The organism is Streptomyces sp. NPDC006512 (assembly GCF_040611935.1).
Lineage (GTDB): Bacteria > Actinomycetota > Actinomycetes > Streptomycetales > Streptomycetaceae > Streptomyces.
The window spans coordinates 162,040-182,147 of record NZ_JBEXPG010000003.1; the positions used below are offsets into that span (position 1 = coordinate 162,040).

Annotated in this window: 20 protein-coding genes; 7 read left to right on the top strand and 13 right to left on the bottom strand. The window is 73.0% G+C overall.

The features are described from left to right. Positions 1-65: 65 nt before the first annotated feature. On the top strand, positions 66-1,337 hold the full coding sequence (locus ABZZ17_RS03340) for a cytochrome P450, cyclodipeptide synthase-associated (RefSeq protein ID WP_356871432.1): 1,272 nt from the start codon (positions 66-68) through the stop codon (positions 1,335-1,337). An 82-nt stretch (positions 1,338-1,419) separates the two neighbouring features. On the opposite strand, the gene ABZZ17_RS03345 is transcribed toward ABZZ17_RS03340, so the two are convergent. Together ABZZ17_RS03345 and ABZZ17_RS03350 are read right to left on the bottom strand one after the other, a co-directional pair. Beyond that, positions 1,420-1,926 (bottom strand): DinB family protein, encoded by a 507-nt coding sequence (locus tag ABZZ17_RS03345; RefSeq protein ID WP_356871434.1) that lies wholly within the window; start codon positions 1,924-1,926, stop codon positions 1,420-1,422. A gap of 106 nt (positions 1,927-2,032) precedes the next feature. Beyond that, the gene (locus ABZZ17_RS03350) at positions 2,033-2,503 is read right to left on the bottom strand and encodes a carboxymuconolactone decarboxylase family protein (protein ID WP_356871436.1); all 471 of its coding nucleotides are present in this window, start codon (positions 2,501-2,503) and stop codon (positions 2,033-2,035) included. Between the two features lie 41 nt (positions 2,504-2,544). On the opposite strand from ABZZ17_RS03350, the gene ABZZ17_RS03355 reads away from it, so the two are divergent. Next, positions 2,545-3,966: a PLP-dependent aminotransferase family protein gene (locus ABZZ17_RS03355; RefSeq protein ID WP_356871438.1), complete on the top strand. Its 1,422-nt coding sequence runs from the start codon at positions 2,545-2,547 to the stop codon at positions 3,964-3,966. A gap of 27 nt (positions 3,967-3,993) precedes the next feature. On the opposite strand, the gene ABZZ17_RS03360 is transcribed toward ABZZ17_RS03355, so the two are convergent. Beyond that, positions 3,994-4,491 (bottom strand): cupin domain-containing protein, encoded by a 498-nt coding sequence (locus ABZZ17_RS03360; protein WP_356871440.1) that lies wholly within the window; start codon positions 4,489-4,491, stop codon positions 3,994-3,996. A 134-nt stretch (positions 4,492-4,625) separates the two neighbouring features. Beyond that, entirely contained in the window at positions 4,626-6,149 is a 1,524-nt protein-coding gene (locus ABZZ17_RS03365) for a serine/threonine-protein kinase (RefSeq protein WP_356871442.1), read from the bottom strand. A 171-nt stretch (positions 6,150-6,320) separates the two neighbouring features. On the opposite strand from ABZZ17_RS03365, the gene ABZZ17_RS03370 reads away from it, so the two are divergent. After that, positions 6,321-8,240, top strand: coding sequence for an FHA domain-containing protein (locus ABZZ17_RS03370; protein ID WP_356871444.1), 1,920 nt, complete (start codon positions 6,321-6,323; stop codon positions 8,238-8,240). Here ABZZ17_RS03370 and ABZZ17_RS03375 read toward each other — a convergent pair. From ABZZ17_RS03375 to ABZZ17_RS03405, 7 genes are all read right to left on the bottom strand, one after another. After that, positions 8,230-8,886, bottom strand: coding sequence for a response regulator transcription factor (locus ABZZ17_RS03375; protein ID WP_356871446.1), 657 nt, complete (start codon positions 8,884-8,886; stop codon positions 8,230-8,232). The genes ABZZ17_RS03370 and ABZZ17_RS03375 overlap by 11 nt on opposite strands. 47 nt (positions 8,887-8,933) lie before the next feature. Next, the gene (locus ABZZ17_RS03380) at positions 8,934-10,136 is read right to left on the bottom strand and encodes a histidine kinase (protein ID WP_356871448.1); all 1,203 of its coding nucleotides are present in this window, start codon (positions 10,134-10,136) and stop codon (positions 8,934-8,936) included. Positions 10,137-10,234: 98 nt separating this feature from the next. Beyond that, positions 10,235-11,002: a DUF4232 domain-containing protein gene (locus ABZZ17_RS03385; RefSeq protein WP_356871450.1), complete on the bottom strand. Its 768-nt coding sequence runs from the start codon at positions 11,000-11,002 to the stop codon at positions 10,235-10,237. Positions 11,003-11,214: 212 nt separating this feature from the next. Further along, a complete protein-coding gene (locus tag ABZZ17_RS03390) occupies positions 11,215-12,654 on the bottom strand; it encodes an oxygenase MpaB family protein (protein ID WP_356871452.1) in 1,440 nt (479 codons plus the stop codon). Continuing rightward, complete coding sequence (gene uppS, locus ABZZ17_RS03395) at positions 12,651-13,418, bottom strand: polyprenyl diphosphate synthase (RefSeq protein ID WP_356871615.1); 768 nt, start codon at positions 13,416-13,418, stop codon at positions 12,651-12,653. The genes ABZZ17_RS03390 and uppS overlap by 4 nt, the downstream gene beginning before the upstream one ends. 246 nt (positions 13,419-13,664) lie before the next feature. After that, a complete protein-coding gene (locus tag ABZZ17_RS03400; RefSeq protein ID WP_356871454.1) occupies positions 13,665-14,666 on the bottom strand; it encodes an SDR family NAD(P)-dependent oxidoreductase in 1,002 nt (333 codons plus the stop codon). Continuing rightward, the gene (locus tag ABZZ17_RS03405; protein WP_356871456.1) at positions 14,663-15,847 is read right to left on the bottom strand and encodes a UDP-N-acetylglucosamine--N-acetylmuramyl-(pentapeptide) pyrophosphoryl-undecaprenol N-acetylglucosamine transferase; all 1,185 of its coding nucleotides are present in this window, start codon (positions 15,845-15,847) and stop codon (positions 14,663-14,665) included. Before ABZZ17_RS03405 ends, ABZZ17_RS03400 begins: the two co-directional genes overlap by 4 nt. A gap of 82 nt (positions 15,848-15,929) precedes the next feature. On the opposite strand from ABZZ17_RS03405, the gene ABZZ17_RS03410 reads away from it, so the two are divergent. From ABZZ17_RS03410 to ABZZ17_RS03420, 3 genes are all read left to right on the top strand, one after another. Beyond that, positions 15,930-16,661 (top strand): response regulator transcription factor, encoded by a 732-nt coding sequence (locus ABZZ17_RS03410; protein WP_356871617.1) that lies wholly within the window; start codon positions 15,930-15,932, stop codon positions 16,659-16,661. Then, positions 16,658-18,046: a HAMP domain-containing sensor histidine kinase gene (locus ABZZ17_RS03415; RefSeq protein WP_356871458.1), complete on the top strand. Its 1,389-nt coding sequence runs from the start codon at positions 16,658-16,660 to the stop codon at positions 18,044-18,046. Before ABZZ17_RS03410 ends, ABZZ17_RS03415 begins: the two co-directional genes overlap by 4 nt. A 140-nt stretch (positions 18,047-18,186) precedes the next feature. Beyond that, positions 18,187-18,591, top strand: a complete 405-nt coding sequence (locus ABZZ17_RS03420) for an ASCH domain-containing protein (protein WP_356871460.1) — start codon at positions 18,187-18,189, stop codon at positions 18,589-18,591. Between the two features lie 60 nt (positions 18,592-18,651). On the opposite strand, the gene ABZZ17_RS03425 is transcribed toward ABZZ17_RS03420, so the two are convergent. Next, complete coding sequence (locus ABZZ17_RS03425; protein WP_356871462.1) at positions 18,652-19,017, bottom strand: PRC-barrel domain containing protein; 366 nt, start codon at positions 19,015-19,017, stop codon at positions 18,652-18,654. Positions 19,018-19,316: 299 nt separating this feature from the next. Continuing rightward, complete coding sequence (locus tag ABZZ17_RS03430; RefSeq protein WP_356871464.1) at positions 19,317-19,643, bottom strand: putative quinol monooxygenase; 327 nt, start codon at positions 19,641-19,643, stop codon at positions 19,317-19,319. 109 nt (positions 19,644-19,752) lie between these two features. Here ABZZ17_RS03430 and ABZZ17_RS03435 point away from each other — a divergent pair, with 109 nt between their 5' ends. Then, positions 19,753-20,070: a helix-turn-helix domain-containing protein gene (locus ABZZ17_RS03435; protein ID WP_356871466.1), complete on the top strand. Its 318-nt coding sequence runs from the start codon at positions 19,753-19,755 to the stop codon at positions 20,068-20,070. Positions 20,071-20,108 lie beyond the last annotated feature (38 nt).

The following is a 20,108-nucleotide window of genomic DNA, read 5'->3' on the forward strand; positions in this document are numbered from 1 at the left end:
CGCCCGGCGCCGTCCCCCCTTCCCGCGCAACGTGATGCGTACCAGTACCTGGAGAGGTCTTCGCCGTGCCGCACTCCGATTCCCGTTTCAGCGTTCTGTCCGAGGGGTTCGCCACCGATCCCTACCGCCACTTCGGACGGTTGAGGCAAGGGGCTCCGGTGCACTACGAGCCGGCGATCGACAGCTACTTCCTCTCCCGCCACGACGACGTGAAGCGCGTGCTGACCGACCACGAGGCGTTCACGACGGAGACGCTGCAGGTGCGGGCCGAGCCGGTGATGCGGGGGCCGGTCCTGGCGCAGATGACGGGGGCCGAGCACACCGCCAAGCGGAAGATCGTCGTCCGAGCCTTTACCGGTGCGGCCCTCCAGGACCAGATGCGCGCCGTCCACGCCAACGCCGCCGACCTCCTGGCCCCCTTCCTGGCCCGGGGCCGGATCGACCTCGTGAACGACTTCGGCAAGCCGCTCGCCGTCCACGTGACGCTCGACGTGCTCGGACTGGACAGGAAGGACTGGCGGCAAGTCGCCGCCTGGCACAGCGGGGTGGCCGAGTTCATCACCAGCCTCGCCCTCACCCCCGAGCGACGCCGGCACTGCCTGGACTGCGCGGAACAGCTCGAGGCCTACCTCGTCCCCGTCATCGAACAGCGCCGCCGCCACCCCGGCGACGACCTGATATCGAAGCTCTGCACCGCCGAGTTCGACGGGGTCGCCATGAGCAATCGCGAGGTCACCGCACTGATCATCAACGTGCTCGCCGCCGCCACCGAGCCCGCCGACAAGACGCTGGCCCTGCTCTTCAAGCACCTGATCGACCACCCCGAGCAGCTGACGGAGGTGCGCCGCGACCTCGGGCTGCTTCCCGCCGCGATCGCGGAGACCTTGCGCTACACCCCGCCGGTCCAGCTCATACCCCGCCAGGCGAAGGAGAGCGCGGTCTTCGCCGGCACCGCGGTCCCGGCCGGTGCCACGGTCTTCTGCATGATCGGCGCGGCCAACCGGGACCCCGGTGCCTTCGCCGCCCCGGACACCTTCGACATCCACCGCCCCGACCTGGGCACGGCCCGCTCCTTCACCGCGGCCGCCCAGCACATGGCCTTCGGTACCGGACTCCACCAGTGCGTCGGCGCGGCCTTCGCGCGGGCCGAGATCGACACCGTCGCCGCGATGCTCCTGCCCCTGCTCGACGAGGTCCGCTACAGTCCCGGCTTCCGCTACCGGGAGACCGGCCTGTACACGCGGGGCCCCGTGTCCCTGTCGCTGGACTTCGCTCCCGTCCACGCGTTTTCGCCGGATCGGCGACCTCACGTCGGTCCGGGCGTCCTGCCCGCGTGAGGAACACGTGGAAAGCCCGGCAGACCCTCCGTGGACGCCTACGTGGCGGCCGCGCGAACCTGGAACCTGCCGGGACGGCCGGTCAGCCTCCGGTCGTGCCGTCGAGCATCTCGCGCAGGATGTCCAGATGGCCGTTGTGGCGGGCCGTTTCCTCGGTGAGGTGAAGGAGGATCCAGCGCAGGTCGACGTGCACGCCGTCGCGTACGGCCCGTACGGCCCGTTCGTCCAGGCCGCGCCCGTCGACGAGTTCGCGGTAGCGGGCGCTCTGTTCGGCGTACTCGCCGAGCAACTGCGGGAGCGGGAAGTCGACGGCGATGCGCATCTCCCGGTCGGGGTCCTCCTCGGTCCAGGGCCCTTGGTCCTCCTCGCCGAGGAACACCACCTGGAACCAGTAGTACTCGACCCAGCGGAGATGGTTGATCACCCCGCTCATGGTCATCAGCGGTGAGCCCGGCAGGAGCGCCTTGCGCGCGTTCTCCGCGGAAACGCCCCGGCACTTGGCGCGGGCGGTGTCACGGGTGTAGTCGAGGAACGTAGTGAGCTGAGTGCGCTCGTCCCATGCGGAAGGAGTGTCATCGATTCTGGTCATCGCGCGAAGCGTCCCCGATCAGCGCGACCGTTGTCGAGGCATTTACGGCGGCCCCCCCGCGCGCGGGCCGGGGGAGACCGGGGCCGAGCGGGTCAGCGGGAGCGGATCATCTGCGGACGTCCGCGCCGGCGCCCTTGGCGGTGCTCACGGCGACCCGGTTCCAGGTGTTGACCGAGCAGGCGGCCGCGAGGACATGCGCGAGTTCGGTGTCGTCGAACGCGGCGGCGGCCCGGGCGTACACCTCGTCCGGTACCCCGTCCACGGAGATCAGGGTGACCGCCTCAGTGAGGGCGAGCGCGGCCTGCTCCCTGGCGGAGAAGCACTGCCCGGCCTCGCGCCAGGACGCGACCAGGTGCAGCCGGAGGTCGTCCTCACCCGCCTTGCGGGCGTCACCGACGTGCACGTGGAGGCAGAAGGCGCAGCCGTTGAGCTGGGACGAGCGGATCTGGATCAGCTCGACCAGGGCCGGGTCGAGGCCCTCGCGGGCCGCGGTGTCGAAACCGACGAGGGCCTTGAACGCCTTGGGCGCGAGGGCGGCGAAGTTGACTCGGGACGCGGTGGCGTTTGTCATGGTCATTAATCTAGGGAGCCCACAGACCATCGGAGAGGTGCATTCAAGTGTCCGGATCCTGGGTCAATTCCGCCGAGCGGATCGGTGCTGACCTGCACCTCGAACTGGCCGGGACGGGTTCACGCCGGGCGGCCCTCGCCCGGGCCCTGCGCGAGGCGATCCAGGAAGGACGGCTGGCCGCCGGGATCCGGCTACCGCCCTACCGGTCGCTCGCGGCCGACCTCGGCATCGCACGGAACACGGTCGCCGACGCCTACGCGGAACTGGTCGCCGAAGGCTGGCTGACCGCCCGGCAGGGCTCGGGCACAAGGGTCGCGGAACGCGCCGCGCCGGCCAGGACGGTGCGCGTGCCGAAGAAGGCGGTCACGGGATTCGCCGTGCCCGTGCACAATTTGACGCAGGGTCAGCCCGACGCCTCGTCGTTCCCGAGGAACGCCTGGTCGACCTCGACCCGCCGCGCGCTCGGCGCCGCACCGCACGAGGCCTTCGGGCCGGGCGACCCGCAGGGCCGCATCGAACTGCGCACCGCGCTCGCGGACTACCTCGCCCGGGTGAGGGGCGTGCGGACCGACCCGGAGCGCATCGTGATCTGCTCGGGTTTCTCCGACGCGCTGCGGCTGCTGTTCGGCGGCGGCGTGCTGCGCGGCACCCTCGCCGTCGAGGCGTACGGCCTGGAGTTCCACCGCGCCCTGCTGACCGCCGACGGCGTGCGGACGGTACCGCTCGGCTTGGACGAGCTGGGCACGAGAACGGAGGAACTGGACGGGCGGCGCGGCGTGCGGTCGGTGCTGCTCACCCCCGCCCACCAGTTCCCCGTCGGTGGACCGCTCGATCCGAAGCGGCGCAACGCGGCGGTCGACTGGGCGCGTGCCCGGGGCGGCGTGGTGATCGAGGACGACTACGACGGGGAGTTCAGGTACGATCGCGAACCGATCGGCGCGGTCCAGGCGCTGGACCCCGACCACGTGCTCTACGTCGGGTCGGCCAGCAAGAGCGTCTCGCCCGCGCTCAGGCTGGGCTGGATGGTGCTGCCGGAACGCCTGGTCGGTCCGCTCCTCGCGGCCAAGGGCCGGCGCGAACGCTGGACCAGCGTCGTCGACCAGCTCACCTTCGCGGACCTGATCACCTCGGGTGCCTACGACCGGCACGTCCGGCAGATGCGTCAGCGCTACCGGGACCGCCGCAACCGGCTCGTCGCCGCGCTCGCCGAGCACGCGCCGCACGTCGAAGTCACCGGTATCGCCGCGGGGTTGCACGCGGTGCTGCGGCTTCCCCCGGGCACCGAGGCCGCCACCGTGAACGCCGCCACCTGGATCGGCCTCGCACTCGACGGCCTCGCCGGCTTCCGGCACCCCGCCGCCGGGACCGTACCGTTCGACGGGCTGGTCGTCGGCTACGCCACCCCGTCCGACCACGCCTATGCCGCGGCCCTCGAAGCGCTCTGCCGGATCCTGCCGCCCGCGCCGTGAACCGCGTCCCGCGGGCGGGCGGTGGGTTCAGCGCCGGGCGAGTTCCCGCTGCCAGACGGGGCTTTCGACGTAGTGGTTGTCGAACCGCTCGGAGCTGTCGCGGATGTCCTGTACCGAGGCCCCGCCCCGGTACACCCGCTCCAACAGCCGGTAGTAGTCGAACCGGTCCATCCCCGGAGTGAAGACGACGAGCATCTCGGCCTCGCTGCCCGGCGCCGGCGCGAAGGCGTGCGGCACGGTCGGCGGGACGGTCAGGAAGTCGCCCCGGCCGAGCGTGAGGACCTGGTCGTCGAGCAGGATCCGCACGGACCCGTCGAGGACGTGGAACATCTCGGTGGCCCGGGTGTGGAAGTGCGCGGGGGCACCCGGCGAGCCCTCGTGCAGGGTCGCGCGGTTGGCGGTCAGCGCACCTCCCGTGGCGTTCGCGTCGGCCAGCAGCGTGATCAGGCTGGTCGCTCCGTCCTGCAGCGTCTCGGCCTCCTCGGCGCGGACGAGAACGGGCTTTGCGGCACTGGTGAACGTCATGGTCACTCCTGGATCTCAGTGGGCCCGCCGCCCGGTGTTCCCGGCGGCACCACTCAACCTAGGCCCCGAAAAGACCCGGAGAACGGTGCATTGCGAGCGTGGAATCCCGGGTCAATTCGAGTCCGCCCCCGTTCTCAGCCGGTGCAGGTGATCGAGAAGGGAACCGGGTTGGAGGTGGTGCGGGTGGGGCTCTGGAGTTCCACGGCCATTCCGGTGGTCAGGGTGCCCGCCTTCGCGTAGGTCGTCAGCCGTACGGTGTCGCGCCCGGTGGGGTCGGCCTCGTTCCCGATCGACAGGGTGCGCCAGTGCGGGTCCACCACCGAGCCGTCGCCGGACACCCAGCGGTAGGAGATCAGGGTGGGCTCGGAGGCGCTGAAGGTCGCGGTGAAGGCCGGGGCCCGGCTCTCGGGGGTCGGGCAGCTGCCGGTGTAGGTGGTGTTCGCGCCCGTCACCGACATCCGTACGCCGCCCGGACCGGGAGCGGAGTCCCCGCCGTCGCCGCCGAGGGCGTGGACCAGCCCGGCCGTGATCAGTACGCAGGCGACCGCGCCGCCCGCCGCGAAGGCCGCCGTACGGCGCCTGCGGCGTGGGGCGGTGGGCGTCGTGCCCGGCGCGGTGGCGGGCGCGGCCGGGGAGGCCTCCACTGCGGTCTCCGGGGCGGCGGGTGGCACCGGCGAGGGGACCGCTGCCGCCGCCGGCGCCGCCGCGGCGGGTTCCGCCGGGGCCGGCAGCACCGGGGCGGCGGTCGTCGTGGCGTCCGGTTCGTGGGCGATGGCCCGCAGGGCCTCGGCGACTTCGGCGGCGGGTGTCCGCCCGGCCGGTTCCTTGCGGAGCAGCCCGGCGATGACCGGGGCGAGCGGGCCGGCCCGGACCGGCACCGGCGGCTCCTCGTCCACGACGGCCCGCAGGGTGCTCAGCGCGGTGTCCTGCCGGAACGGGGAGACCCCCTCCACGGCCGCGTACAGCATCACGCCGAGGGACCACAGGTCCGACTCGGGGCCCGAGGGGCGGCCCAGCGCCCGCTCCGGCGGCAGGTACTCGGGGGAGCCGACCACCTCGCCGGTCAGGGTCAGCGCGGTGCTGCCCTCGACCGTCGCGATGCCGAAGTCTCCGAGCACCACCCGCCCGTCCTCGGCGAGCAGCACGTTGGCCGGCTTCACGTCGCGGTGCTCCACCCCGGCGGCGTGCGCGGCCCGCAGCGCGCTCAGTACCTCCGCGCCGATGTGCGCGGTGTGCCGCGGGGTGAGCGGCCCCTCGGCGCGCAGCAGGTCGGCCAGCGACCGCCCGCGGACCAGCTCCATGACGATCCAGGGCCGGTCGTCCTCCATCACCACGTCGTGGACCGTCACCACGTTGCGGTCCGGTATCCGGGCCGCCGCCCACGCCTCCCGCTCCAGCCTGCTGTACATCCGCGTGATGTCGCCGTCCCGCAGATGAGCCGGCGCGCGGACCTCCTTGACGGCGACCTCGCGGTGCAGGGTTTCGTCGCGGGCCCGCCACACGGTGCCCATACCGCCCTCACCGAGCCGGGACAGCAGCCGGTAGCGGCCGGCGATCAGCCGCTCGCCGGCCGGTGATTCCGGCGCGGCCGCGGTGGTGGCCGCGGTGGTGGCCGTGAGCGTGCTCTCCGTCACGGTCTCGGATTCCTCGTTGTGCATGGGGGCGGTTCTCCTCTGATCGCCTGCCGACGCCAACATCACGAGCGGACCGGGACCCCCGGTTCAACGGGGTGGCCGAAAATCTTCGAAAATGATTGAACCGAACACGATCGCGAGGGCGTGTTGCTGTCGTACGAGCAGTCAGCAGGCGTCTTCTTCAAGGAGTGTGGAGTGCCTTCGGTCATCGTTGGACGCACGGGTCCCTTCACCGGGCAGAGCGTGGTTCTGGGCAGCGAGCCCCTGAGCTTCGGGCGCAAGAGCGACAACGGCGTCGTGATCGTCAGCCCCAGTGCCTCCCGGCTGCACGCCGAGATCCTGATGGAGGACGCCGGTTTCGTCCTCTACGACCGGGACAGCCGCAACGGCACGTTCGTCAACGACCAGCGCGTCACGCGGCACGTACTGCGTCCGAACGACTGCGTCCGGATCGGCGCTGAAACGTTCCTCTACGAGGCTCAGGACGTGATGGAGACGGTCATGGACCTCTCCCTCCTGGACGTGCCGAGGCCGAGCGCCGCGGACCCCGGCACGCTGCGGGTGACCGTCACCGGCGGCGGTCCGGTGGGCCTCGCCTTCGCCCTGGCGCTCGACGAGATGCTGCCGGGGCGGACCGCCGTCACCGTCTACGACGGCCGCTGGACCAGGAAGGGCTCCTCGGTCGTGTGGAAGGACGAGACCCAGGGCAACTTCCGCCGCCAGCAGGTGGTGACCGTCCAGAGCCGCCAGTACCTCGCCCTGCCCGAAGAGGTGCTCTCCGCCCTCTTCGACGACAGCGGCGCCTACTCCGAGATGTGGCCCGTCGGCCCCGACTCCGTCGACGGCCGGCCGCCCCGCAACGTCCGGATCGCCCACATCGAGGACCGGCTGCTGGACCTGGCCAACCGCAGGCCGGCCATCCGCCTCGTCCCCAGGCGTTTCGACGTGGCGGAGGAACAGGGCCGGATCACCCAGGAACACGTCCTGGTGGTCGCCGAGGGCGGTCGTTCCCGTACCCGGGAGCACTACGCGGACCGCTTCGGCGCGGCCGACGCCTCGATCTACTCCCTCGACGGCGAGCACCTCCAGGACATCGTGCTGGGGCTGCGCGTCAAGTCCAGGCTGCCGGACCCGATGAGCGTGCTGCTCACGGTGTCGCAGAACCGGTTCCTGCTCAACTCGCTGCGCGGCGAGGGCTTCCTGAACATGCGGCTCACCCGTGAGGAGGCCAAGAACGTCATCGGCATAGACCCGGTCCGGCACGTCTTCGAGGAGTGCATCGCCTCCCGCCCCTGCCTGATGAGCCGCCAGGAGGAGGACAACGAGTTCCGCTGCCCCACCCACGGCACCCTCTTCCTGCCCGCCCTGCTGCGCGGTTCCCCGCTGTGGAAGGAGATCCGGCAGGGCCTCAGCCTGTTCGGGGTGGCCGAGGAGGACCTGTCCGCGATCACCTCCTTCCGGCTGGACATGGTGCAGCGCCCGCGGTTCACCGCGCAGCTGCACCGGCCGACCGCGACCGCCCCCGGCACCTACGGCTTCCTGCTGGGCGACGCGGCCAACGCGATCCACTTCTGGCCGGGCCGGGGCCTCAACAGCGGCCTCGCCTCCGCCACTTCGCTGGCCCGCTCGCTCAGCCGCGCCTGGCGGGGCAAGCCACTGCGGGACGCCGATTTCATCCGGCACGAGGCGGCGATGTCGATGCTCCAGTACCGGCACAAGAGCCGGGCCTGGAACGCCATGGTGACCACCGACGACCAGGGCGTCACCCGCGCCATCAAGGACGTCATCGCCCGCAGCGCGGAAGCCGGGCCCGGGTCCGGTGCCGCGGACGGGAGCGATCTGGAAGCCCTGCTGGACCGCATGGCCGGGATCCGCGAACGGCTGGCGCCCCGGATGCCCGGCCTGCCCGACGACGGGGAACTCCGCTCCCACCTGTCCTCGATCGCCCCGGCCACCCTCCGCACCCTGCGGGAGAGCGGCGCCTGGGACACCCTGATCGTCGGCGGCGAGGAGGCCGACATCGACCTCTTCTACCAGTCGGACTCCCCGGTCTACGTCCCCCGGCCGGCCGACCCCCGAAGCCCCTCCCCGGCGGGAATGGCCGTCACCTCGTGACCAGCCCCGCCTCGTAGGCGAACACGACGGCCTGCGCGCGGCTGGTGAGGGCGAGTTTCGTCATGCAGCGGTGTACGTGGGTCTTGACGGTCGCGGGACTGAGGAAGAGACGGGCGGCGATCTCGGCGTTCGACAAGCCCGCGCCGACGAGCGTGAGGACCTCGCGTTCCCTCCGGGTGAGGGAGTCGAGCGGGCCGGCGGCCGGGGGCGGCGCCGCGGCCCGCGGGGCGCACAGGGCGAGGAGCTCCTGGAGGGCCGCGGGGCTGAGGAGGGTGTCGCCGGCGTGCACGGTGTGGATGGCGGAGATCAGGCGCTCGGGCGGGGTGTTCTTGAGGAGGTAGCCGCTCGCTCCGGAGCGCAGGGCCTGGAGCACGTAGGCGTCGAGGTCGAAGGTCGTCAAAATGATGATCTTCGGCCGTGCCGGGGAGGCGTCCTCCAGGATGCGGCTGGTGGCGGCGATGCCTCCGATACCCGGCATCCGGATGTCCATGAGGATCACGTCGGGGCGGAGTTCGGCCGCGGCGACGACGGCCGCCTCGCCGCTCTCGGCCTCCCCGACGACCGTGATGCCGGGGGCCGCCCTCAGGAGCGCGACCAGTCCCGACCGGACGAGTATCTGGTCGTCGACGACGAGAAGCGTGGGCATGAGTTCGCCTTCCCCCGGGGCACGACATCAGTGACCGGCGGCCGCGATCACAAGTGGTTCGGTATCGGCAGGGTGAGGTCGACCTGGTATCCCCCATGGGGGCGGGGGCCGACGGTGACGCCACCGCCGTAGATTGTGGCCCGTTCGCGCATGCCCATCAACCCGTGACCTGGGAAATCTCGCTGTGCGGGCACGGTCGTGGCGGATCCGTCGTCGGTGATGCGGACGCCGAGGCCCGTCGCGTCCTGCCGGAAGGCGATCTCGACCGCGGCCTGCGGAGCGTGTTTGAGGACGTTGGTGAGGGCCTCCTGCACGACCCGGTAGACGCACATGTCGATGCCGGCGGGAAGACTGGTGGGGACCTCGCCCGCCACGCGCACGCCGACCCCGGCCGCCCGAACCCGTGCGATCAGTCCCGGCAGCGCGGCCAGCCCGTGGGGCTGGACGTCGTCCTCGCCCTGCCGGGAGCCGGCCCGCTCGGTGCCGTGCCGCAGGACGGTCAGCATGCGGCGCATCTCGTCGCCCGCCTCGCGGGCACTGTCCGCGGCCGTGCGCAGGGCCTGGCGGGCGGCGGGCGGGTCGGTGGTGAACACGTAGTCCGCCACGCCCGCCTGGATGGAGATGACGGAGACGTGGTGGGCGATGACGTCGTGGAGCTCGCGGGCGATGCGCATGCACTCGTCGGTGACCGCGCGGCGGGTCCTCTCCTCCTGCTCGGCGCGCAGCTGCCGGGTGAGGACCGCCAGGCGCTCGCCGCGTTCCGCGAACCTCCGGGAGACGTCCCCGGTCACCCACGTGACGGCGGCCGTGGCGGTGACGAACGCGGCGCTGAGGCCTCCGATCCCCGGCTCGGCCAGACGCGTTCCCCACAGCAGCACCAGCCACGTGATCACCGCGACGGGCACGGACACGGTGCGGGGACGGCGGGCGGCGACGGTGTAGCAGGCCAGACCCGGCCCGCACACGGCGACGGCCGGATAGTGGGCCAGGGTGAAGTAGGTGACGGCGCACAGGGCCACGCAGACCCAGACCGCGACGGGATGGCGGCGGCGTACGGCGAGGGGGAGGTAGATCGCGGCCACCAGCCCGTAGGACCACAGGTCGTTGTCGCGCCAGTACCCGTTCGGGTCGGGCCAGTTGTGCAGCATCGTGGCGGAGATGCCCACCGACCCGACCGCGTAGACCACGTCCGCGATCTGGGCGAGGAGCGCACGGGGTGGGAACGCGAACGCGGCGGAGGGTCTCGTCATGGGCGCAGCCTGGGCACTTTCTCTCCGGTGAACGCACCGCGGAACGCCCGGCCCCGTGCGGCGGCCGGTGCGGGCGCGAGGGGTCGGGCGTTCGGGCGTCACGTGGCCAGCAGGTACTTCTCGACCACCTTCACGTCGGTGTTCCAGTAGGTGACCCCGACGCCGGCGTCGACGTTGAGTCCGCCTCCCTGGTCGGCCAGCGACACCTTGACGGGCTTGCCCGCGTCGGATGAGTTGTCGCTGTTCCTGAAGGCGACGGTCATCGACGTCACGACGCGGAGCTCCTCGCCGACCCGGTAGAGGCGCACGCCCGCGTACGCCTTCTCGCGCGGCCGGATCGTGGCGACCGCGTGCCAGTCGGACTCCAGCGGACCGATCTGGTCCGGGGCGCCGTCGAACCGCACCGAGGGGTAGCGGTAGAGGGTGCAGGGCTTGTCACCGGTGTTGGTGGCCGTGAGGAGGACGTGCTTGGTGGAATCCATCCGGTAGTACGTCGTCGTGATCGAGACGTTCGCGTCGGTGCAGGACGCGAGGGCCGTCTTGCCGTCGCCGCCGGGGCTGCCCGAGGCACCGGGCTTGGCGGTCGCGGTCGTCTTCGGGCTCGTCGCGGCCGGCTTGGTGGGCTCGGCGGACGGACTCCCGGCCGAGGTGGGCCCGGCGGAGGCCGACGCGCCCGGCGCGGCGGGCGGGGTGGCGCCCGGGGACACCGGCCCGGCGGAGGCCGACGCGCCCGGTGTACCGGCCGGGGTGGCGCCGCCCGCCCCGTCGCCCTTGTCCGCCGGGCCGCAGGCCGTGGACGAGAGGAGCGCGGCGAAGGCCACGCCGCCCAGGGCGAAGGTCTTCCACGTCTTCTGGGTCGTGCGCATGGTGGTCCCCCCGGATGCCTTCGTGTTCGTTCGGTTGCCGCGGCCGGCCGTTCGGACGCGACCTGACGAACAAGAAGCTACGGGGGGACCGTCCGTGCGCGCGGCCACCCACCGGTGTATTCCGCCCCGCCACCACGGGTGTACGACGGCCTGCACCCAAGGGTGTACAACCCTGCGGGCGCGGCCGCACCGACGGGTGGCCGGAGCGGGTCTCAGGCCTGAGCGAACAACGGGTCGTACGCCCGTGAGGGCCTTCGGCCCGCCGTGAAGGACAGGAAGTCCTTCACGAACGCGCTCCGCGAGTACGTGCCCGCCGCGTCGGTCATGTCCCGCTGGAAGCAGGTGCGGAACAGGGCCCGGTACTCGTCCGCGTCGATCGACTGGTTGCCGTCGGCGTCCGTGGCGTCGAACAGCACGTCCGCCAGTTTGATCAGCGCGGGCCCGGCCAGGCCCGGTGTCGCCGCCGCGTACTCCTCGGCGCTGATGCGGCCGTCACCGTCGCTGTCGAGGGCCCCCTGCAGCTCCTTCCACCAGGCGGCGAACGCGTTGTACAGCATGGTCTCCGCGGGTTCTTCCAGGTCGAGCCGGCCGCAGACCTCGCGGGCCATGGCCGCCAGGTCGGGCCAGTCCAGGTAGCCGTCTCCGGTCTGGTCGAGCACCGTACGGAAGAACTCCTCGGCGCTGCGCCCGCCGCCCGGCGCGGCGGTTTCGGGCTGCGCCGGGATCGGCGTGATCAGCCGGACCAGCGCCCCGGCCCGCTTGATGCCGTCGCGGACCGCGGCGACGGTCCTGGCGCGGGGGTCGTCACTGTCCGGGGACATGGCCAGCAGCCCGGCCAGTACGTCGGCCTGGATCCAGCCGTCGGGCAGGAACCGGGCCAGCCCCATGGCCAGGTAGGCGCTCTGGGCCAGCGTCCGGGCGCCGGGGAAGTCCGGCAGTCCCGCCCGGCGGCGCAGGGATTCCGGCAGGGACGCCACGGTGATCGCGCCGAGGACGGGCCCGGCGACCGCCCGGCCGGCCGCCCACACCGTGGGCAGGCCCTCCAGGAGCGCCGGCGCGGGCAGGTGGTCGAACAGCTTGTAGAGGATGATGCGCAGCGCCTCGGTGTCCTCCAGTTCCTCCACCATCCGGTCGAAGTACGGCCAGAACTCCTGGAGGGTGGGCGGGAGATGCCCCGCCTGGTCGCCCAGGGCCGCGAGGTACGCCTGGAATTCGGTGTACAGGCGTTCCATCGTGGTCTGTTCGAGGGGCTGGCCGCTGAACCGGCACATGGCGACGGTACTTTCGAAGAGGGTCGCCACCACCCATGCCCGGACGTGCGGGTCCATCGCGTCGTACGGCCGGTCGCGGGCATCGGCGCCGCTCAGCCGCGCGTGCAGCCGGTTCAGGCGCTTCGCCTCCCGCTCCCGCACCGCGTCATCGGCGCCGAACATGCGCTGCAGGCTGAGGAACGTGTTGTGCAGCCGCCGCCACGGGTGCGCCACGAACGTGGAGTTGTCGACCAGTGCGGCGCCGATCTGCGGATGGGCGGCCTCCAGCACGGTGGCCCGGACGATGGCCAGGGCCCAGCGCGGGTCGTTGAAGAACTCGTCGAACTGCGAGCCCGGGCCGAACAGGGGTGGCTCGCCGCCGTGGGAGTCGGTGGTGGTCACGGTGTGGGTGCTCCGTTCACGTCCGGTGTGACGCCGCCGAACCGGCGGTCGCGCTGCTGATAGGCGTGCAGGCACTCCACGAAGTGCGACGCGCGGAAGTCGGGCCACAGGACGGAGGGGAAGACCCACTCGGCGTACGCGACCTGCCACAGCATGAAGTTGGAGATGCGCTGCTCCCCCGACGTGCGGATGACGAGATCCACATCGGGGGTGTCGGGGAAGGGGAGATGGGCGGCGAAGGCCTCCTCGGTCAGGGCGTCGGCCGGTGCACCGCTGCGGATGAGGGAGCGCGCCGCCTCGACGATGTCCTTGCGTCCGCCGTGGTCGAACGCCACGGTCAGGGTCATGCCCCGGTTGGCGCCCGTCAGCGTCGTCAGGTCGTCGAAGTCCCGCGCCAGCGGCGCGGGGATCCTGGGGTCCGACACGCCCAGGAACCGGCAGCGGATGCCCCGGGCGTGCAGCAGCGGTGCGTGCTTGCGCACCACGCGCCGCACCAGGTGCATGAGGAAGTCGACCTCGCTGCTCGGGCGGCCCCAGTTCTCCGTGGAGAACGCGTACAGGCTCAGCCACCGCACCCCCGCCGACCGCGCCGCCTCGATGACGTCGATCACCGTCGTCTCCGCCGCGCTGTGGCCCGCGGTCCGGGGCAAGGACCGCCGCGCAGCCCAACGTCCGTTCCCGTCCATCACGCACGCGACGTGACGCGGTACCTCCCGGCGCCGACTCCCGTCGACAGCACCCGGCGCCCCGCCCTGCGACGGCAGCCGCACTCCGGTCTCCCCTTCAGCCTGCACGAGCGGCCTTCCCCCTTGCCCCAGTACGAACAGGGACCGGCTGCCCCTGGCCTCCCGGCCCCCGTGCACGCGGGAGCCCCCGTCCGACTGGCAGCAGACTGCCCGACCCGCGACCGGCGGGCCCGGGCCTTGGCGCCGCGTTCACTCCAACGGGTTGCCCCCGCCCGGTACGGCGGCCGCCGGACCGGGCGGGAGCGCGACCGCTCCTCGGCGGCCTCAGACCGCGTAGCGGTCCGGGGCGAAGAGCGAGGGGTTCGCCGCGATCCAGGCCGAGGTATGGCGCAGCCCCTCCTCCAGCCCGACCCGGGGCCGCCAGCCGGCCCAGTCGCGGGCCCGGGAGTTGTCGGACAGGAGGCGCTGCACCTCGCTGCCCGACGGGCGCAGCCGGCCGGGGTCGACCACGACCTCCGCGTCCCGGCCGGACGCCGTGATCAGGGCCTCGGCCAGGGCCCCGACGGAGATCTCCTCGCCGGTGCCGAGGTTGACCACCTCGCCCAGCGCCCGCTCGCACTCCGCCACCGCGAGGAAGCCCTCGGCCGTGTCCGTCACGTACGTGAAGTCGCGGGTCGGGGTGAGCGAGCCGAGCCGGATCTCCCGGGAACCCGCGTGGAGCTGGGCGAGGATCGTCGGGATGACGGCGCGCGCGGACTGGCGCGGTCCGTACGTGTTGAAGGGCCGGACCACCGTCACCGGCAGTTCGAAGGCATGGTGGAAGGACAGGGCCATCATGTCCGCACCGATCTTCGACGCCGAGTACGGCGACTGCGGCTGCAGCGGGTGGCGCTCGGAGATCGGGGCGGTCAGCGCCGTCCCGTAGACCTCGCTGGTGGAGGTGTGCACGAGGCGGCGCACGCCGTGGCGGCGGCAGGCCTCGGCCACGTTCTGGGTACCGGTGACGTTGGTCTGCACGTACGCGCCCGGCGAGGCGTAGCTGTACGGGATCCCGATCAGCGCCGCCAGATGGAAGACGGTGTCGCAGCCGGCCACGGCGTCGCTGACCCGGCCCGCGTCGCGGACGTCGCCGGCCCACATCTCCACCGGCCCGTCGGGGTCGGCGAGGTAGCGCGCCAGGTGGCCCTTCTCGGCGTACGGCTTGTAGTGGACGAGGGCGCGGACCCGCGCGCCCCGGGACACCAGCAGGTCCACCAGGGTCGAGCCGATGAAGCCCTCGGCGCCGGTGACGAGGACGGTGCGGTCGGTCCAGCTGTTGGGGTTCACGCGTGCTCCAGGTGGGGTGTGGGGACGAAGCCGGCGACGCGGAGGACTTCCGCGGCCAGCAGTTCGGCGGCCCGCGCGTGCGGGCCGGGGTCGGCGGCGCCGGCCATCGCGGACAGCCGGGCCGGATCGGCCAGCAGCGGTCCGATGAGGCCCGCGAGGCGTTCGGCGGTGGTCTCGGCGTCGGGCAGCAGCAGTCCCGCGCCCGCGTCGGTCAGGACCCGCGCGTTGTGCGTCTGGTGGTCGCCGGGCGCGTACGGGTAGGGCACGAGGAGGGCCGGGACTCCGGTGGCCGCGAGTTCGGCGACGGTCGCCGAACCGGCCCGGCACACGACCAGGTCCGCGGCCGCGTAGACGAGGTCCATCCGGTCCAGGTACGGCACGGCCCGGGCGATCCGCTGCCCGCCCGAGGCCGCGAGATCGGCGACCGTGTCGGGGAGCGCGGCCGGGCCGGTCTTGACCAGGAGCTGTACGTCGTCCCGGTACTGCCAGAGCCCGGCGAGCGCCGTCGCCGCGCGGGTGAGCCGGACGGCGCCCAGGCTGCCGCCGTTGAAGACGACGAGGCGACGCCCCGCGGGGACGCCGAGCGCGCGCCGGGCGTCGGCGCGCAGGGCCGCCCGGTCGGCGGCCGGGAGTCCGGCGAGGCCGGAGAGGGCGGCGGAGATCGGCATCCCGGTGGTGAGCGCGCGGGCGCCGCCCGAAAGGTGACCGCGGCTGCGGTCGAAGGCGACCGCGATGTGCGGTGTGAGCCGGGCCGCGAACTGGTTGGCGCGGCCGGGGACGGCGTTCGACTCGTGGATCACGGCCGGCAGTCCGGCCAGCCGGGCTCCGAGGACGGCGGGCGCGCTCGGGTAACCGCCCATGCCGACGGCGACCTGGGCGCCCTGGGCCCGTATCACCGAGCGGGCCTGGTGCGCGGAGCGCAGGAGCGCGGCGGGCAGCAGGTAGCGCTTCGGGCCCAGGGCCGGGTCGAAGGGGATCATGTCGACGGTGTGCAGACGGTAGCCGGCGCCGGGGATCAGCTCGGTCTCCAGGCCCCGCTCGGTCCCGATGAACGAGACCACGGCGCCCGGCACGGCGGCGCGCAGGGCCTCCGCGAGGGCGAGACCGGGATAGATGTGCCCGCCGGTGCCGCCCGCACCGATCACGACGGAGAGGACCGCGGATGTGTGTGGTGTGGTCATGGCCGCACACTCGCGGTGCGCCCTAAGAAGGTTCTAAGAGGTTCTCTCAGAAGGCTTTGGCAGGCTTTGCCCCATGAGCTCCATGAACAGCACGGGTGACGCGTACGCCACCGACAGCGCCGCCGGCACGGGCGGGCGGCGGATCCTCGTCGTCGACGACGAACCCGAGGTGCGGGCGGCCGTCGAGGACGGACTGACGGTCGAGGGGTACGAGGTCCGTGGCGCCGCTGACGGCCTCTCTGCGCTCTCGCAGGTGGCGGTCTGGGAGCCCGACGCGGTCGTCCTCGACGTGATGATGCCGGTGCTGGACGGGCTGGCCGTCTGCCGGCAGCTGCGGGCGTTGGGCGACCGGACGCCCGTGCTCGTGCTGACCGCGCTCGACTCCGTCAGCGAGCGGGTGGACGGGCTGGAGGCCGGGGCCGACGACTACCTCGTCAAGCCGTTCGCACTGGACGAGCTGGTCGCCCGGGTGCGGGCGCTGCTGCGGCGGGCCGCGCCGGAGCCCGCGGGGGCCGCGCCGCTCGGCTTCGCCGACCTCGTACTGGATCCGGCGACGAGGACCGGGAGGCGGGGCGGGCGCCCGCTGGAGTTCAGCCGTACCGAGGCGGCCCTGCTGGAGCTCCTCCTGCGCCACCCGGGCCAGGTGCTCCCGCGCGAGCTGATCCTGGAGCTGGTGTGGGGGCGGGACTTCGGCCCGGATTCCAACTCGCTGGCCGTCTACGTCGGCTACCTGCGCCGGAAGCTGGAGGCCGCGGGTGAGCCCCGGCTGGTCCACACCGTGCACGGGGTCGGCTACCGGCTGGGCGCGGCGTGAGCGGCGTCGGCCGTCGCCGGCTCGGCGCACCCTGGCGCAGGCGGCGCCCGCTGCGGACCCGCCTGGCCCTGGCCGTCACCGCCGCCGTGGCGTTCGTGGCCGTCGGAGTGTGCGCGGCGGCGTTCCTGGTGGTCCGTTCCGCCCTGTACGAGCAGCTCGACCTGAGCCTGACCCAGTCCGCGCGGCTGGCCGCCCAGCGCAATCCCGGGGCTGGACCGGGCACCCTGGCGGGGGAGTGCCGTTTCCTGGCGGCTCCGGCGTGCGCGGAGGTGGTGGCCGCCGACCCGGCCAGGGATCCGGACGGGCCGGGGCTGCTGCCGGTCGCTCCGGCCGCGCGGGAGGTCGCCGGGGGCCGGCGGGCCCCGTACTACACGAACATCACGGTGGCGGGGTATCCCGCCCGGATGCTCACCACCGACTACGCCAAGGGGCGGGCGCTCCAGGTCGCGCTGCGGGCCGACACCGTCGAGGACGGTATCGAGGAGGCCTCCCGGTGGCTCGTGGTGACGGCGGCGGCCGGGGTCCTGCTGGCCGCCGTCCTGGGGTACTGGGTCTCCCGGACCGGTCTGGCTCCGGTGACCCGGCTCACCGCGACGGCCGAGCGGATCGCCGCCACCCGCGACCCCCGGCACCGGATCGAACTGCCGCCGCCGGGGCGGGAGGACGAGATCACCCGGCTGGCCGGGAGCTTCAACACCATGCTGGGTGAGCTGGAACAGTCGGTCACCGCCCAGCGCCGGCTGGTCGCGGACGCCTCGCACGAGCTCCGCACGCCGCTGACGGCGCTGCGGACCAACGCCGAGCTGCTGGCCCGGGCCGACCGGCTCACGCCGGGCCAGCGCGAGCGGGCGTCCGCCGCGCTGGGGCGCCAGCTCCGGGAGGTGACGGGGCTGGTGAACGACCTGATCGAGCTGGCGCGCGACGAGGAGCCGCAGCCCCTGGTGGAGCAGGTCCGGCTGGGCGCGCTGGTGGAGCACTGCGCGCAGGCCGCGCGGACGCACTGGCCGGACGTCCCGTTCCGGGTCCGGGTACCGGCCGGACCGGTGGTGGTGCCGGGGGTGCCGGCGCGGTTGAGCCGGCTGCTGGGGAACCTCCTCGACAACGCGGCCAAGTTCAGCCGCGGCGGGCTGCCGGTGGAGGTGGAGCTGGTGGCGGGCCTGGCCGGCCGGGGACCGGAGCTGACGGTCCGCGACCACGGTCCCGGGATCGCGGAGGAGGACCTGCCCCACGTGTTCGACCGGTTCTACCGGGCCGGCACGGCTCGCGCCCTGCCGGGCTCGGGGCTGGGCCTGGCCATGGCCAGGCAGATCGCCCGGGCGCACGACGCGGAGCTGACGGCGGAGGCCGCGCCGGGCGGGGGAGCGCTGTTCCGGCTGACGTTCTGAAGGCCGCCGGCCCGCTCGGGGGGACGCGGTCCCGGCCGGGTGGGCTGCTGGACGCATACGATCCTCGCGGGCCTGCCCGCCGGAGGGCGGCGGCCGTTGAGCGAGGGGGCGACAGGACGATGTGGCCGCGGGTGAACGGCATGCGCGCGTTGGAACTGGGCTCGGCCGGGGAGGTGCGTGCGCGGCTGAACGCCCTGGTGCTCGCCGGATCCAAGAGGGCCACCACCGGCCTGCTCGACGAGTACGGGGCGGAGGCCGAAGAGCTGGAGTTCGTCGGCGAAGCGCTGGCCTTGCTGGACGATTCGGGCAGACCCGTGGCGACGGTCGAGATCACGGGGGTGGAGGTCAAGCCCTTCGGAGAGGTGACGTGGGCGCACGCCGAGGCCGAGGGCGAGGGTGACGCCTCGCTCGGGGAGTGGCGCGCCGGCCATCGGCGCTTCTGGGCCCGGACGGGCGCGCCCGTGGAGGACGACACGTTGCTGGTGTGCCTGACCTTCCGCCTCGCCGGCACCCCCCGGGGCGGCGACGAGAACCCCGGAGCCTGAGTCTCCCGACCGGTCCGGTGGCTCGGGTATGACGGCCGCGAGGCCCCGCCGGGCGACCGCTCAGGCGGGCGGGACGCCGAACGGCATACCGGAGAAGAGGTGTGTCCCCGGCGTCTCGCGGTGGTCCGCGCTCCCGAGGGGCCCGTCCCGACGGGGTTCCGGAGCCGCCTTGATCTGTTCCTGCGTGCGGTCCACGTAGACCTTCTCCGCCACGTGGTCGATGCGGGTCACCAGGCCGGCCGGCAGCAGGAGCTTCCTGTCGAGGGCCCACCCGCCGGCATCGACGACCAAATACGCGTCGTTCACCTCGTCGGAGTGCTGGTCGACCTTCCCGATGCCGCCGTCGAGCGCCTCGATCCCGTAGCCGGTGAGGTCGGCGGCGAGGTAGTCGACGCCGGCGCGGTAGCACCACAGGTTTTCCGTCATGCGGAACAACTCCTTCGATCGGGATCTCCGTCGACGGCGCGCTTGCCCGGCGATCCGCGGCCCTACTCCCCGCGCCGCGTGCGGCCGCCGAAGTTTTCGGCGAAGAGAACGCGATCCGGTGGTTTGAGCCGGGAAAGACCGGTCATAAGCGGGGTCACGGGAGTCCGCGGCGGTGAGCGGCGCGGACTCCCGAGCCCGGGCCGCGCGGTGGCACCCCCCCCGCCATCACGCGGCCCGGTTTGCTGCCGTGCGGACGCCGGGCGAGCCCCCGAAGGCCGTTGTGGCCGGGCTGCCGGGGGCTACGCCGCGACCCGTCCGGCCCCCTCGTAGGGGCTGTGCATGGCGAGGAACCGTATGTCGAGGTCGGTCTCCAGGTAGTCCATGCGCCGCTCCCAGAAGGCCTGCATGTGGGGGAGGGCCAGGTGGGCGTCGAGATCGGCCTGCGAGCTCCAGGCCTCGTAGAAGACGAAGACGCCGGGGTCGTCGCGGTCCTCGTGGAAGTGGTACTCCAGGCAGCCGGCCTCCTGCCGGGTCGGCTCGACGAACGAGAGCAGGAGCTCCTTCAGCTCGTCGGCGCGTCCGGGCTTGGGGCGAGCGGTGCCGACGAGTACGAACGGCTGGGGCATGGGGTTCCCTCCCTGATAGGTACGATTGATCTCGTACCTGCCGGACGTTACCGAACTCGCAGGTACGATGCAATCCGTACCTGAAGGAACCCGAAGGAAGGTGCCCCGCATGCCGGACGACGAAGGTCATCCGAGCGTCGAGGAGATCGAGCTCGGCTCGGTGCTCTCCGCCCTGGCCGATCCGCTGCGCCGCCGAGTGGTGCGCGAGCTGACGGCCGAACCCGACGGCGCGGCACGGACCTGCAGCTCGTTCGAGCTGCCGGTCTCCAAGGCGACCGTCACGCACCACTTCCGCGCACTGCGCGAAGCCGGGCTGATCCGGCAGGTCGACCGGGGCAACAGCCGGATGGCCAGCCTGCGACGGGCCGACATCGAGCAGCGGTTTCCCGGACTGCTGGGCCTCGTGGCGGCCGAGGCGGACCTGTAGCCGTCCCCGCCCCCGCGAGCGGCCGCCCCTGCGCGCCG